Origin of the sequence: Nocardia harenae NBRC 108248 (assembly GCF_001612885.1) — a bacterium.
Taxonomy (GTDB): domain Bacteria; phylum Actinomycetota; class Actinomycetes; order Mycobacteriales; family Mycobacteriaceae; genus Nocardia; species Nocardia harenae.
On record NZ_BDBH01000005.1, the window covers coordinates 405,515 to 419,031 of the forward strand.

The 13,517-nt window shown below is 72.1% G+C and carries 16 protein-coding genes; 7 read left to right on the plus strand and 9 right to left on the minus strand.

The features are described 5' to 3' along the window. The first annotated feature begins 37 nt into the window (after positions 1-37). The gene (locus tag NH2_RS13465; RefSeq protein WP_067653207.1) at positions 38-262 is read left to right on the plus strand and encodes a hypothetical protein; all 225 of its coding nucleotides are present in this window, start codon (positions 38-40) and stop codon (positions 260-262) included. 122 nt (positions 263-384) lie between these two features. On the opposite strand, the gene rpmF is transcribed toward NH2_RS13465, so the two are convergent. From rpmF to mrf, 3 genes are read right to left on the minus strand one after another with little or no spacing between them, the layout of a single operon-like run. Next, positions 385-558, minus strand: coding sequence for a 50S ribosomal protein L32 (gene rpmF / locus NH2_RS13470; protein WP_067653209.1), 174 nt, complete (start codon positions 556-558; stop codon positions 385-387). A gap of 3 nt (positions 559-561) precedes the next feature. Then, a complete protein-coding gene (locus tag NH2_RS13475) occupies positions 562-828 on the minus strand; it encodes a type B 50S ribosomal protein L31 (RefSeq protein ID WP_067653211.1) in 267 nt (88 codons plus the stop codon). Next, on the minus strand, positions 825-2,168 hold the full coding sequence (gene mrf, locus NH2_RS13480) for a ribosome hibernation factor-recruiting GTPase MRF (protein WP_067653213.1): 1,344 nt from the start codon (positions 2,166-2,168) through the stop codon (positions 825-827). Before mrf ends, NH2_RS13475 begins: the two co-directional genes overlap by 4 nt. Positions 2,169-2,270: 102 nt before the next feature. Between mrf and rpmB the strand changes: the two genes are divergently transcribed. The 5 genes from rpmB to NH2_RS13505 all read left to right on the plus strand — a co-directional run bounded on the left by rpmB (position 2,271) and on the right by NH2_RS13505 (position 3,873). Beyond that, positions 2,271-2,507, plus strand: a complete 237-nt coding sequence (gene rpmB / locus NH2_RS13485) for a 50S ribosomal protein L28 (protein WP_067653215.1) — start codon at positions 2,271-2,273, stop codon at positions 2,505-2,507. A 10-nt stretch (positions 2,508-2,517) separates the two neighbouring features. Then, the gene (gene rpmG / locus NH2_RS13490) at positions 2,518-2,688 is read left to right on the plus strand and encodes a 50S ribosomal protein L33 (protein ID WP_067653218.1); all 171 of its coding nucleotides are present in this window, start codon (positions 2,518-2,520) and stop codon (positions 2,686-2,688) included. Continuing rightward, complete coding sequence (gene rpsN / locus NH2_RS13495; RefSeq protein WP_067653220.1) at positions 2,688-2,993, plus strand: 30S ribosomal protein S14; 306 nt, start codon at positions 2,688-2,690, stop codon at positions 2,991-2,993. The genes rpmG and rpsN overlap by 1 nt, the downstream gene beginning before the upstream one ends. A gap of 34 nt (positions 2,994-3,027) precedes the next feature. Beyond that, entirely contained in the window at positions 3,028-3,282 is a 255-nt protein-coding gene (gene rpsR / locus NH2_RS13500) for a 30S ribosomal protein S18 (protein ID WP_067653222.1), read from the plus strand. 120 nt (positions 3,283-3,402) lie between these two features. Next, entirely contained in the window at positions 3,403-3,873 is a 471-nt protein-coding gene (locus NH2_RS13505; protein ID WP_245650553.1) for a hypothetical protein, read from the plus strand. A 97-nt stretch (positions 3,874-3,970) separates the two neighbouring features. On the opposite strand, the gene purH is transcribed toward NH2_RS13505, so the two are convergent. The 6 genes from purH to sucC all read right to left on the minus strand — a co-directional run bounded on the left by purH (position 3,971) and on the right by sucC (position 11,622). After that, positions 3,971-5,539 (minus strand): bifunctional phosphoribosylaminoimidazolecarboxamide formyltransferase/IMP cyclohydrolase, encoded by a 1,569-nt coding sequence (gene purH, locus NH2_RS13510; RefSeq protein WP_067653226.1) that lies wholly within the window; start codon positions 5,537-5,539, stop codon positions 3,971-3,973. Further along, a complete protein-coding gene (gene purN / locus NH2_RS13515) occupies positions 5,536-6,219 on the minus strand; it encodes a phosphoribosylglycinamide formyltransferase (protein WP_174552833.1) in 684 nt (227 codons plus the stop codon). The genes purH and purN overlap by 4 nt, the downstream gene beginning before the upstream one ends. 28 nt (positions 6,220-6,247) lie before the next feature. Beyond that, positions 6,248-8,146 (minus strand): cell division protein PerM, encoded by a 1,899-nt coding sequence (locus NH2_RS13520; protein ID WP_157103754.1) that lies wholly within the window; start codon positions 8,144-8,146, stop codon positions 6,248-6,250. Positions 8,147-8,212: 66 nt separating this feature from the next. Then, positions 8,213-9,355 carry a DUF5336 domain-containing protein gene (locus NH2_RS13525; protein WP_067653232.1) on the minus strand — a complete coding sequence of 381 codons (1,143 nt, stop codon included), beginning with the start codon at positions 9,353-9,355 and terminating at the stop codon, positions 8,213-8,215. A gap of 174 nt (positions 9,356-9,529) precedes the next feature. Continuing rightward, positions 9,530-10,444, minus strand: a complete 915-nt coding sequence (gene sucD / locus NH2_RS13530; protein WP_067653234.1) for a succinate--CoA ligase subunit alpha — start codon at positions 10,442-10,444, stop codon at positions 9,530-9,532. An 11-nt stretch (positions 10,445-10,455) separates the two neighbouring features. Further along, complete coding sequence (sucC, locus tag NH2_RS13535; protein ID WP_067653236.1) at positions 10,456-11,622, minus strand: ADP-forming succinate--CoA ligase subunit beta; 1,167 nt, start codon at positions 11,620-11,622, stop codon at positions 10,456-10,458. Positions 11,623-12,164: 542 nt separating this feature from the next. On the opposite strand from sucC, the gene NH2_RS28175 reads away from it, so the two are divergent. Beyond that, positions 12,165-13,511: a M23 family metallopeptidase gene (locus tag NH2_RS28175; protein WP_084505514.1), complete on the plus strand. Its 1,347-nt coding sequence runs from the start codon at positions 12,165-12,167 to the stop codon at positions 13,509-13,511. Positions 13,512-13,517 lie beyond the last annotated feature (6 nt).

Below are 13,517 nucleotides of genomic sequence, written 5' to 3' on the forward strand. Positions count from 1 at the left end.
CGACGCATCCGGGTTCGTTCGTTCGAAGGAGTTCCGCATGGCTGTCACCGTCTCGCTCGACAAGGCCCTCGACAAGGCGTTCGAGGACAAGTCGCTGCAGGAGATTCTCGCCGCTCCGCCCTCGGCCCTCGCCGGGCTCACCGAGGCGGCGGATCAGAAGTTGCTCGACGTGCTGAAGATCAAGACGATCGCCGATCTGGGGAACAACAAGTACTTCCGGCTCGCGGCCGCGCTCGTCGATCTCGCCGAGCGCGAGGGGTAGTACTCGGTCGCGTCGGCCGGTGCGCGCGCTCGCGGCGCGGGCACCGGCCGACGCGGTGGGCGTATCCGGTCGAACGGCGCTTGGGCCGGGTGATATCGGCGGCGGCGCGAGCGCGCGGGTCCCTAGATCCGGGACGGGTCGATCAGTCCGCGCCGGACCGCGGCGACGAGCCGCCGGGGCACCCGGTGCGCGACCCCGCCGACGGTCACCTCGACCAGATCGGGAGCGACCGCCTTCCACTGCGCCCGCCGGCTGCGCGTATTGCTGCGCGACATTCGCCGCTTCGGAACCGCCACGACCTACCCCTCCCGCCCGGGCCGCGCCCGCCGCCCGTACTTGCGCTCGAACTTCTCGACCCGCCCCGCGGTGTCGAGCACCCGGTTCGCCCCCGTCCAGAAGGGGTGCGAATCCGAGGTCACGTCCACCACGATGAGCGGGTAGGTCGCGCCGTCACTCCATTCGACGGTGCGCGAACTCCCTGCGGTGGACCGGGTCAGGAAGCGGGTCCCGGTACTGGAGTCCTCGAACACCACCGCTCGGTACTCCGGGTGAATCCCTGCCTTCATGCGTTGTCCTCTCTGTGCAGGCTCTCCGCGCCGACCCCGGACGGGCCGGCGCACGGATCGGTGTGCTGCTCGCCGAACGGGTCCTCCCACCCGGCGACGACCTGCGGCGACCGCGCCACCAGCAGCAGCTCGTCGTCTTCGACCAGCGCCCAGTGCAGGGCGCGGCGGATCTCGGCTGGGTCGGCGTGGTGCACCAGCACGACCAGCGAGATGTGCCGGTCACCGAAGCGCTCGTCCCAGCGCAGCGCGGCCAGCGCGGCCCGCTCCGGGTCGGCGGCGGCCCGCTCGGCCGGGGTCATGGCGGCCAGCCAGTGCCCCGCTCCCCCGACCCGGAGCCCGCCGCCTGCCGACTCCAGCCACACCACGTCGGCGGGCTGGGTGGCCAGCCAGATCCGGCCGCGCGCGGTGACGACGCCCTCCAGCAGCACGTCCAGCGCCTCGTGCAGCCGGGCCGGGTGGAACGGCCGGTCGGCGGCGAACTCCACCCACTCGACGCCGTGCTCCCGGCTCAGCGGCGGCTGCCCGCGCAGCAGCGGCGCGTGCGGGTCGAAGCCGCCGCGGGTGCGCGCGGGCACTGCGGCGAGCAACGCCTCCAGCTCGGCGGCGAAAATCTGCTCGGGGCCGGTGCCCGCAGCACCGGAACCGCCGTGCCCGGCCGGGACCACCGAATCGGCGGCGAATTCGGCATCCGGCTCGACGCGCAGCGCCGGAACGCCGGGGGCCAGCCGGTGCAGCACCGCCTCGGTGCGAACCCGCCGCACCGGATCGCCGCTGCCCGCGATCAGCAGCGCGTCGGCGGACTCGACGTGGGCGAGCGCCACCTGCGCCACCGTGCGGTCGTCGTCCACCGTGGTCAGGCCACGCTCGGCCAGGGTGTCGTCGCCGGTGGCGTCGGCGAACCAGCCACTCTCGTCCAGGCAGCCGAGCACGGCGTGCACCCGCACGTCGCGGCTCGCGGGCGCGTCCGGCCTGCCGACGATCCCCGCCACCACCACGTGCTCGATCGCCTCGCACACCGCCGCCGCCTCGAAGGCGGCGTCCAGGTCGAGCACGATGCGGCGCACCCGCTCCCGCGCCGCGAGGGTGCGCAGCAGCGGAAGCAGGTCGCCGCGGAGCGTGCAGGAGACGCAGCCGTGCGCGAGCTCCAGCACCGCGAGCTCGGCGCGGTCGCCGTCCAGCACGGTCCGGCGGACCACCCCCTCACGGAGGTCACGCAGATCGTGCCGGACCACGACGGTGCCGGGCGCACGGAGCAGCGCCTCCGGCACGCCGCGCGGGCCGGTGCCGGTGAGCAGGACGACGGGGGTGCGCCGGTCGGACGCGGGGACGGATTCGGCCACCGGAACAAAACCCTTTCGGCAACGGTTTTCATTTGCTGTGCAGCGACGCTACAGTGTCGGACAGCCGTTGTCGAAAACGATATTCAACTAGGAGGTGGGGTCGTGTCGGCCCACTGCCAGGTCACCGGGCGCGCGCCCGGATTCGGCAAATCCGTCTCGCACTCGCACAAGCGCACCAGCAGGCGCTGGGATCCGAACATCCAGCGCAAGACCTACTACCTGCCGAGCGCGGGGCGGCGGATCACGCTGACCGTCTCCGCGAAGGGCATCAAGACCATCGATCGCGACGGGATCGAGGCCGTGGCCGCACGGCTGCGCGCCCGCGGCGTCAAGTTCTGAGGAGGGGCACATGGCCTCGAAGTCGACCGAACTCCGGCCGATCGTGAAGCTGAAGAGCACGGCCGGAACCGGCTACACCTACGTGACCAGGAAGAACCGGCGCAACGATCCGGACCGGATGGTGCTGAAGAAGTACGACCCGGTGGTACGCAAGCACGTCAGCTTCCGGGAGGAGCGCTGATGGCGAAGAAGTCGAAGATCGCGCGGGATCAGCAGCGCCGGGTGATCGTCGCCAGGTACGCCGAGCGCAGGGCCGAGCTCGAGGAATTGGTCCGCAAGCCGACCACGCCGGCGGAGCAACGCGCCGCTGCGCAGGCAGAACTGCGGAAAATGCCGCGTGATGCGAGTCCGGTACGATTGCGCAATCGGGACGCCGCCGACGGTCGACCGCGCGGCCACCTCCGGAAATTCGGGCTCTCGAGGGTCCGGGTGCGCGAGATGGCGCACCGGGGCGAGCTGCCCGGTGTGCACAAATCGAGCTGGTAGATCATCCACGATCGCGTAGAAGGAAACCGTCAGCATGGCAGTGAAGCGAGCACCGTCGAAGAAGGTCCGTGCCGAGCAGGCGCGCCGCCCGAAGAAGAATCCGCTGATCGCCGCGGGCATCGAGCACGTCGACTACAAGGACGTGAACCTGCTCCGCACGTTCATCTCCGATCGTGGCAAGATCCGCAGCCGCCGGGTCACCGGGCTCACCCCGCAGCAGCAGCGGCAGGTCGCCGTCGCCGTGAAGAACGCCCGTGAGATGGCGCTGCTGCCGTTCACCAGCCGCTGATTCGGCGACCAGCGAGGCCCGGTGCGTGCGCACCGGGCCTCGGTCGTCTCCCGGGACGGTGAGCACCTGGCCCGGATTCGCCGGCGGGCGGTGGCGCGGGCAGCGGCTAGGGTCGGAGGCATGGCTCGGATGTCGTACCCGCGGCGGGTCGCCGCGCTCGCCCTGCTGCTCGGTACCGCTGCGTGCGCGGGGTGCGGGAATACCGGTTCGGACGCGAACAACCCGGCCACGCAGTCGGTTTCGTCCACTACGGCGGCGCCGAGCACACCGGTGGAGGGCGAGCCCGGGCTGCCCGCGGAGCCTTTCACCGCCGCGCCGACGCTGGTCGGCGCGCACCCGATCCCCTTCACCTCGTACTCCCGGCTGGGTGACGACCGGATCGCGGTGGTGTTCGAAACCGGGTCGCCGGAGTGTTACGGAGTGGCGGGTTCGGTCAGTGCCGAGAGCGATTCGACCGTTACGGTCGAGCTGCTGGCGGGCCGTAAACCGGAGGCGGAGAATCGCCTGTGCACCATGATCGCGGTGACCGGAAGTCTCGAGATCCAGCTGCCCTCGCCGCTGGGTCAGCGCCTCGTCCTCAGCGCCGCATAGGCCGCAGGGGCGGCGTCCCAGCGCTCTCGCGCCCCACGGCGCTCACAACCCCGGCGGCCGGGCACCCGCAGGGTGCCCGGCCGCCGCAAGAACCTGCTCAGTGCGCGAAGTGCCGGGCACCGGTGAGGTAGACGGTGACCCCGGCCTCGCGGGCCAGATCAATGGTCTCCTGGTCGCGCACCGAACCACCGGGCTGCACGATGGCGCGCACCCCGGCCTGGATCAGCTGCTGCGGGCCGTCCGGGAACGGGAAGAAGGCGTCGGAGGCGGCCACCGACCCCTTGGCCCGGTCACCCGCCCGCTGCACCGCGAGCTGCACCGCGTCCACCCGATTCACCTGCCCCATGCCGACGCCGACCGAGGCGCCGTCGTCGGCGAGCAGAATGGCGTTCGACTTCACCGCGCGGCAGGCCCGCCAGGCGAAGGCGAGATCGGCGAGGGTGGCCGAGTCGGCGGCCTCGCCCGCCGCCAGCGTCCAGTTCGCCGGGTCGTCGCCGGCGGCGTCCAGGATGTCCCGCTGCTGGAGCAGCAGCCCACCGCTGATCGGGCGCAGTTCGGCGCCCGCCCGCTGCGGCGGCTCGGCGACCAGAATGCGCACGTTCTTCTTGCGCTGCAGCACCTCGACCGCGCCGTCGGCGTAGCCCGGCGCCACGATGACCTCGGTGAACACCTCGGCCACCTGCTCCGCCATGGCCACCGTGACCTCGCGGTTGGCCGCGATCACGCCGCCGAACGCGCTCACCGGGTCGCAGGCGTGCGCCTTGCGGTGCGCCTCGGCGATATCGGCGCCGATCGCGATGCCGCACGGGTTGGCGTGCTTGATGATCGCCACCGCGGCCGCGTCGTGGTCGTAGGCGGCGCGCCAGGCGGCATCGGCGTCGGTGTAGTTGTTGTACGACATCTCCTTGCCGTGCAGCTGCTCCGCCTGCGCCAGCCCGGTGCTGCCGTCGCCGCTGGTGTAGAGCGCGGCCGACTGGTGCGGGTTCTCGCCGTACCGCAGCACCGCCGAGCGCTCCCAGGTACCGCCGACCCAGGCCGGGAAGCCGGCGGACTCGCCGCCGCCGACGCCGGGTGCCAGGACATTGAGCATCCAGCTCGCCACCGCGACGTCGTAGCTCGCGGTGTGCTGGAACGCCCTGGCCGCCAGCGCGGTCCGCTCGGCGAGGGTGAAGCCGCCCGCCTCGATCGCGTCCTCGACCGCGCCGTAGTCGCCGGTGTCGACCACGACCGCCACCGAGGGATGGTTCTTGGCGGCCGCGCGCACCATGGACGGGCCGCCGATGTCGATCTGCTCGACGCACTCGTCCGGGGTCGCGCCACCGGCGACGGTCTCGGTGAACGGGTACAGGTTCACCACCACCAGCTCGAACGCCTCGACGCCGAGCTCGGTGAGCTGTGCCAGGTGCTCGGGGCGCCTGGTGTCGGCGAGGATGCCCGCGTGCACCCGGGGGTGCAGCGTCTTCACCCGGCCGTCCAGGGTCTCCGGAAAGCCGGTGAGCTCCTCCACCTTGGTCACCGGGACGCCTGCGGCGGCGATCCGGCCCGCGGTGGAGCCGGTCGACACGATCTCCACGCCTGCCGCGTGCAGCGCGGTGGCCAGCTCTTCCAGCCCGGTCTTGTCGTAGACGCTCACCAGCGCCCTGCGGATCGGCCTGCGGTCACTCACCGGGGACCTCGCTCATCTGGGATTACTGCCTTTCGTCCGTCGGAGACAATGCCGCGGGTCGCGATGCCGGCGACGACCTCCGCCAGCAACCGTCGCTCGACAACCTTGATGCGCTCGTGCAGCGTGGCCTCGTCGTCGGCGGGCAGCACCGGCACCGGCTCCTGCGCCAGGATCGGGCCGGTGTCGACGCCCGCGTCCACCAGGTGCACCGTCGATCCGGTGACCTTGACGCCGTAGGCGAGCGCGTCCCGCACGCCGTGCGCGCCGGGGAAGGCGGGCAGCAGCGCCGGGTGGGTATTGACGATCCGGCCGCCGAAGCGCTCCAGGAAGGCGGGGCCGAGGATCTTCATGAAGCCCGCCGAGACCACCAGGTCCGGCGCGTACTCCGCGACCGCCGCGGTGAGCGCACGGTCCCAGGCGGCGCGGTCGGCGTACTCGCCGAGCGCTACCAGGAAGCTCGGGATGCCCGCGGCCGCGGCGTGGCCGGTGGCCGCGCACTCGCGGTCCACCCCGACCGCCGCGACGCGGGCCGGGTACGCCGGGGCGGCGGCCGCCTCGAGCAGGGCGCGGAGCAGCGATCCGGTACCCGAGGCGAGCACGACGACGGTGGCGGGCACCCGGTCGACAGACGGTGACGTCAGCGCTCTACTCCTGCGTGAGATGGACGGCGGCGACGTGATCGTGGGGCGAACACCGCCGCCCTAGAGCCTAACGACCCGGGGTGCGGCCACCGTCCGGCAGGTCGCCATCCACCACCTCGGCGTCCAGGATCTCCGGGGTCGCCGCCGTGCTGCGGGCGCTGACGACGGGGTCCTCGTCGTCGAGGAGCTCGGCGTCGAGCGGTTCCTCGCCGCCCGCGTCGAGGTAGCGGGCGCCGGGGTGCTCCGGGTCGTCGCCGGGGTCGCGGTCGCCGGAGGTGGGCTCGGCCTCGGTGCCGCCGCGGATCGCCGCAGGGGCGTCGGCGCGCTCAGCGCCACCGCCGCTGATCGGCGCACGGTCGCCGTAGTCGGCACCACCGCGGATCGCGGCCGGGTCGGCACCGAGGCCCCCGGACTCGGCAGCGCCGTCGTCCGGCTCGTCGTCGTACCCGGCGTCCTCGTACTCGTCCCGGTGGTAACCGTCGGCGTCGTACCCCTCCTCGTCGAAGCCGTGCCGGTCGAAGCCGTCCGCGTCGTATCCGTCCTCGTGCAGCCCGTCCTCGTGGTACCCGCGCTCGTCGTACCCCTCGTGGTCGTACCCGTGCGCGTCGTACCCGTGCGCGTCGTACCCGTGCGCGTCGAAACCGTCGCGGTCGTACCCGTCGATATCGAAGCCATCGCCGTCGAAGCCGTATTCGTCGAACCCGCCGGACGGCACCGCTGCCGTGCGCTCCGCGGCAGGCGCCGCCCGCCGCAACCGCGGCCGCCGCAGCGCGACATTCCACCGCCTGCCGAGGAACAGCCCGGCGTACCCGAAGATCGCGAACCAGGCGAAGGCGACCACCCCGAAGGCGGGCAGCAGCATCCCGACCCGCCCGGCATCGCCGAGCCCGCCCCCGCTCACCGCGCCGAGCAGCAGCAGCGCCAGCGTGGCGCTGCCTGCGGCGGTGAGCGTGGCCCACGGCACGGTGAGCCGGTCGTCCGAGCTCCGCGCGGTGTCGAGCCCGCCGAGCGCGCCCACCGCGGCGGGCAGCAGCAGGAGCACCGGCCACCACCCGGCAGCCGGGCCGGTCGGCACCGCGGCCAGCAGCGGAAGCCCGGGCACCGCCCCGCCCACCACCCCGAAGAGCCCGAATTCGGCGCCGCCGAGCTGCGCGCCCGGCCCGAGCAGCACGCCCACCGCCGCCACCACCACATTGGGCAGATAGCCGATGGAAAGCACGGTGAGCCCGAGCACCCCGACCACCCCGTCCGCGCCCGCGTAGGCGTCGAGCACCGCGGAGCCGCGCGCCAGCAGCGCCAGCACCACGACGACGGCCGCGCAGCCGAGCATGCGGAGCACGATGATCCCGCCCGCGCGCAGCCCGGGGAGCACCCACTCCGGCAGCCGCGGCAGCGGCAGGTCGAGATCGGGCAGCCGGGTCGCGATACCGGCGCACGCGGCGAGCAGGTGCCAGCCGAACACCCAGGTGAAGGCGGTGAGCGGGTTCGGCGGCTGCAGCGCGACGACGGCGGAGGCGTCCTCGGCGACGGCGATGCAGATGGAGGTCACCACCAGCGGCCCGAGCAGCGCGGCGCCGAGGATCCAGGAGAGATCGACCCGGTTCGCGCCCGGCCGCACGGCGTGCGCGCACTCCCTGGCAGCGGCCGACACCAGCAGCGCGGTGGCGAGCAGCGGCAGCGCGCCGAGCGTGGTCTTGCCGATCGTCAGCGGCACCTGGTGCACGGCGAGCCAGCTCGCCGCGATGGCGCCCGCACCGCCCTCGGTGCCACTGCCCGCGGCGAGCAGCGTGGTCATGACGAGGACGGTGATGATGGTCAGGGCGAAGGTCGCCGGCCTGGCCGCGACCAGCAGCAGCACCCTGGCCCGCTCCGGGGTCAGCGCCCAGCCGCCCTCCTGGCCGCCGGGACGCTCCGGGCCGCGGCGGGTCGGGCGGCGGCGTTCGGCCGTTGTTCTCGGGGCGCTCATGGGAATGAAGCGTGGCACCGGCCCCGGTGCGCCCTCGTCAGGCGCGCCGGGGCCGGTGCGGCCGCGCTACTTGTTGTCGTCCGAGGGCCGGAAGGCCCGGGTGGCATCGGCGGCCGGATCGGCGCCCTGCTCCCCGCCGAACGGCTGCCCCTGCTGGGCCTGGCTCGGCTGCGGCTGGGCCGGCTGGCTGTGCTGCCCCGCCTGCGGCTGGGCGGCCGGCTGCTGCGTGCCGGTCTGCGGCTGGCCGTAGCCCGGCTGCGCGCCGTACTGCGGCTGCTGCTGGCCACCGAAGTGCTGGGTGGCCTGGTCCGAACCCGGGAACGAGCCGTGCTGCTGGGCGCCGTACCCCGGCTGCGGCTGCTGGCCGTACTGCTGGCCGTAGGGCTGCTGCTGCTGCCCGTACGCGGGCTGGCTCGGCTGGCTCTGCCCGTACGGCGACTGCTGCTGGACCGGGTACTGCGCGCCGCTCTGCTGCCCGTAGGACTGGCCGAACCCCTGGGTGGACGGGCTCGCCTGCTGCCCGAACCCGGCCTGCTGCCCCTGCTGCCCGTAGCCGCCCTGCTGCCCGTACTGCTGCCCCTGCTGGCCGTACCCGCCCTGCTGACCGAAGTTCTGCTGGCCGAAGTTCTGCTGCGCCGGCGCGGCCGGACGCGGCGCGGGCGGCTTGATGATGCCGAGCTCGAAGAGCACCGCGGCGACCGCGATGGCGGCCTGCACGAAGAGCAGCACCAGCACCACCCAGGCGCCCCACTTCAGCTCCAGCCCCTCGCCCAGGTTGAAGGAGACGAAGAGCAGCGCGAGGAACGCCACCACCGAGGCGGCTGCCGCCGGCGGCAGCCAGGCCTGCTTGGGCAGCAGCGAGAACGCGGCGAGCACCCCGGCGAACAGCGCGAAGCCGAGGATAGACGCGCCGAACGCGGTGTCGAACAGGCTGTTCGACACGTCCGACTCGATGGAGGTGTCGCCGAAGCTCACCGGGGAGGTGGTGAGGAAGGGCAGGAAGCCGAGCAGGAAGTTCAGCACGCCGAGCGCCGCGACACCGACCGTCAGCAGGAAGGGCAGCCCCTTGCCCGCGACACCGGCCGCCGGTGTGCTGGAACCGGTAGCGCCCGCGCCGGTACTCGGCGTACCCGCCTGCTGCCCGGTGCTCGGAGTGGCGGAGGGCTGGACGGGGTTGTTGTACCCGGAGCCCCCGGTCGGGTAGGACATGTCGTCGTCTCCTTGTCGATGGGTCGAGCGGCGAGGGCCGGTCGAGTCGTGCACGGCTTTCGACGGGTGATTACCCCGACGCTACTGCAACCCACAGCCCGGGTCACCACCAGCCGAGAACAGCGGAGGCCGTCTCCCCGCGGGGAGACGGCCTCCGGTGGCACCCGGCGCGGATCACGCCGTGACGGCTGCCTTCTCCAGGATTTCGCGGGCCAGCGCGGCGGTCTCGGACGGCGTCTTGCCGACCTTCACGCCCGCGGCCTCCAGCGCTTCCTTCTTGGCCGCGGCGGTGCCCGAGGAGCCGGAGACGATGGCGCCGGCGTGGCCCATGGTCTTGCCCTCGGGGGCGGTGAAGCCCGCGACGTAGCCGACGACCGGCTTGGTGACATTGGCCTTGATGAAGGCGGCCGCGCGCTCCTCGGCGTCGCCGCCGATCTCGCCGATCATCACGATGAGCTCGGTCTCCGGGTCCTTCTCGAACGCCTCGATGGCGTCGATGTGGGTGGTGCCGATGACCGGGTCGCCGCCGATGCCGATGGAGGTCGAGAAGCCGAAATCGCGCAGCTCGTACATCATCTGGTAGGTCAGCGTGCCGGACTTGGAGACCAGGCCGATCGGGCCCTTGCCGGAGATGTTGGCCGGGGTGATGCCGACCAGCGACTCGCCAGGGGTGATGATGCCGGGGCAGTTCGGGCCGATGATCCTGGTCTTGTTGCCCTTTTCCAGGTTGTAGGCCCACGCGTACGCGGTGTCCTGCACCGGGATGCCCTCGGTGATGACCACGAGCAGCGGGATCTCCGCGTCGATGGCCTCGATGATGGCGTCCTTGGCGAACTTCGGCGGCACGAAGGCGATCGACACGTCGGCGCCGGTCTTCTCGATGGCCTCGGCGACCGAGCCGAACACCGGCAGCTCGACGTCGCTGCCGTCCTTGGCGACGTGCGCGACGGTGGTGCCTGCCTTGCGGGCGTTGACGCCGCCGACGACCTGGGTGCCCGCCTTCAGCATCAGCGCGGTGTGCTTGGTGCCCTCGCCGCCGGTGATGCCCTGGACGATGACCTTGGAGTCCTTGTTCAGGAAGATAGACATTGCCGTTGTCCTTACTTGGCCGCTGCCAGTTCGGCCGCCTTGTCGGCGCCCTCGTCCATTGTCTGCGCCAGCGTCACCAGCGGGTGCGCGGCATCGGCGAGGATCTTGCGGCCCTCGTCCACGCGGTTGCCGTCGAGCCGGACCACCAGCGGCTTGGTCGCCGTGTCGCCGAGGATCTCCAGCGCCTTCACGATGCCGTTGGCCACCGCGTCACAGGCGGTGATGCCACCGAACACATTGACGAACACGCTCTTGACCTGCGAGTCACCCAGGATGACGTCGAGCCCGGCCGCCATCACCTCGGCCGAGGCGCCGCCGCCGATGTCGAGGAAGTTGGCCGGCTTGACGCCGTTGTGCGCCTCGCCCGCGTAGGCCACCACGTCGAGGGTGGACATGACCAGCCCCGCGCCGTTGCCGATGATCCCGACCTCGCCGTCCAGCTTGACGTAGTTGAGGTCGTTCTCCTTGGCCTTCAGCTCCAGCGGATCGGTGGCATCACGATCGGCGAACTCGTCGTGGTCGGCGTGCCGGAAGGAGGCGTTCTCGTCCAGGGTGACCTTGCCGTCCAGCGCGAGGATCTCGTCCTGCGGGGTGCGCACCAGCGGGTTGACCTCGACCAGGGTGGCGTCCTCGGCGACGAACACCTCCCAGAGCTTCTGGATGGTCACGGCGGCGGCGTCCAGCACCTCGGCGGGCAGGTGGCCCTGCTCGGCGATGGAGCGGGCGAAGGCCAGGTCGACGCCCTTGACGGCGTCCACGGAGATCCGGGCCAGCCGGTCCGGCTTGGTCTCGGCGACCTCTTCGATCTCCATGCCGCCCTCGACCGAGCACATGGCCAGGTAGTTGCGGTTGGCACGATCGAGCAGGAAGGAGATGTAGTACTCCTCCGCGATGTCCTTCGCCTCCGCGACCAGGACCTTCTTGGTGATGTGGCCCTTGATGTCCAGGCCGAGGATGTTCGAGGCGTGGGTGAAGGCGTCGTCCGGGGTGGCGGCGTACTTGACGCCGCCGGCCTTGCCGCGGCCACCGACCTTCACCTGCGACTTGATCATCACCGGCTTGCCGATTTCCTCCGCGATGGCGCGCGCGTCCTCGGCCGTGTCCGTGACGCGGCCCTCCGACGAAGGCACTCCGTGCTTAACGAAGAGCTCCTTCGCCTGATATTCGAAGAGATCCATGTACTCACCGTCTCGTCTGCGTTGTGATGACAACGTCTTTGTTGGCGGCCCGACGTCGGAAGCGGGTCGGCTCGGACTCTAATCAGCCGCACCGAGCGGGAATCGACCGCGTGCCCCTCCAGTGGCGCAGGTCACGGGGGTGTATCCGGGAACGGCAAAAGCCCCGGTCAAGGCTACTGGCGAGTAGGGAGCCAGGTAGGGCGCCCTGGCGCCGGAGACGAGCGCGCGCGCACCGCCGCCGGGTCACGTACCCTCACTCCGGTGCCCGCCGGGCGGTGCGTTGGTACCGACCCCGGTCGGTGATCAATCTCACATGCTTGGACAGAATCGGCGGAGCGCTTGAAGCCCTGTAGTCATTTCGTTACCGTTATGCGGTCGATGTCACAGCAAGGTCACGACACGTGCCAGGTCACGAGGAGGACGGCAAGCTTGTCACAGCACACCACTCCGCAGGTGCACTGCCGCTTTCTCATTGACCGGTTGCCCGGTATCAGGACGATTTACACCTCCATGCCTCTGCACACTTCCGGCCGGTCCCTCCGATGACCGACGCGCTCTCGTTCGACGCCTTCGCCGGCCCGCGCCGCCGCCAGGTCGGCTCGCTGCACCGCTACCGGGACGCCGAACCCACGGCAGCCGTGCTCCCCTTCCGGCCCGCCGCCCCCGAAGCCCAGACCGGCCACTGCCTGCCGCACGACGGCACCCCCGGCCACTGGCCGGGCACCGACGGCCGCCCGGCAGGCTCCCGCGATCACGACGCGAGCTGGACCGACGCGCAATCCTGGGGCCAGGCGGGCGCCTGGGACGAGGGCGCCGCGTGGCACGACGGCTCGCCCGCCCGCCCGGCCGCCACGCCGGGCTGGGGCGCCGAGCAGGCCTGGAACGACTCCCCCGGCTGGGGCGCCGAGCAGGCGTGGGGCGAGCAGCCCGCCGCGGGCGATTGGCACGAGGGCGCCGCCTGGGATTCCGAGCGGAGCTGGGACGGCGGCTACGACGAGCAGCGCTGGGGCGCCGAGCAGGCGTGGAACTCCGAGCCGGAGTGGAGCCCCGAGCAGCCCTGGAACCCGGACGAGCGCTGGGACGCCGCCGAACCGGCCGAGGAGGCCGGGCCGCAGCCGCGCTACATCGGCTCGCGCGCGGGCCACAAGGCGGGCACCGGCGCGCACCGCCTGCCCGCCCCTCCCGGATCGCTCAAGGGCAGGGCCGCGGTCGTCGCCGTCGCGGCCGGCGCGGTCGTCGCCGCCGGGCAGGCCGCGCTGGCCAGCCCGGGGCAGTCGTCGCAGGCGGTCGACTACGAGGCTGCCGGGCAGGTGCACGAGATCGCCGCGCAGTCCATGAGCGTCGCCGATCCCTCCGCCGCCTCGCCGGAATCACCGCAGATGCTGAACATCTCCGCGCCGGTCGAGCTGACCCAGTTCAGCGACATCCTGGAGAAGGGCGCCAAGTACGCGGAGGATCTGGCAGCGGCCGAATCCGCCAAATATCGCCCGCTCTTCGCCAAGTTCACCTCCGGCACCTACACCTCCGGCTACGGCGCCCGCTGGGGCGTCCAGCACCTCGGCCTGGATATCGCCGGGCCGATCGGCACCCCGATCTACGCGGTCGCCGACGGCACCGTGATCGAGTCCGGGCCCGCCGCCGGCTTCGGTATGTGGGTCCGGCTGCTGCACGACGACGGCACCGTCACCGTGTACGGCCACATCGACACCGCGACCGTCTCGCAGGGCGAGCGGGTGCTGGCCGGCGACCAGATCGCCACCATGGGCAACCGCGGCTTCTCCACCGGCCCGCACGTGCACTTCGAGGTCTGGCTGAACGGCTCGGACAAGATCGACCCGCAGCCCTGGCTCGCCACCCGCGGCATCAGCCTCGGCCCGATGGGCGACTAGGCAGCT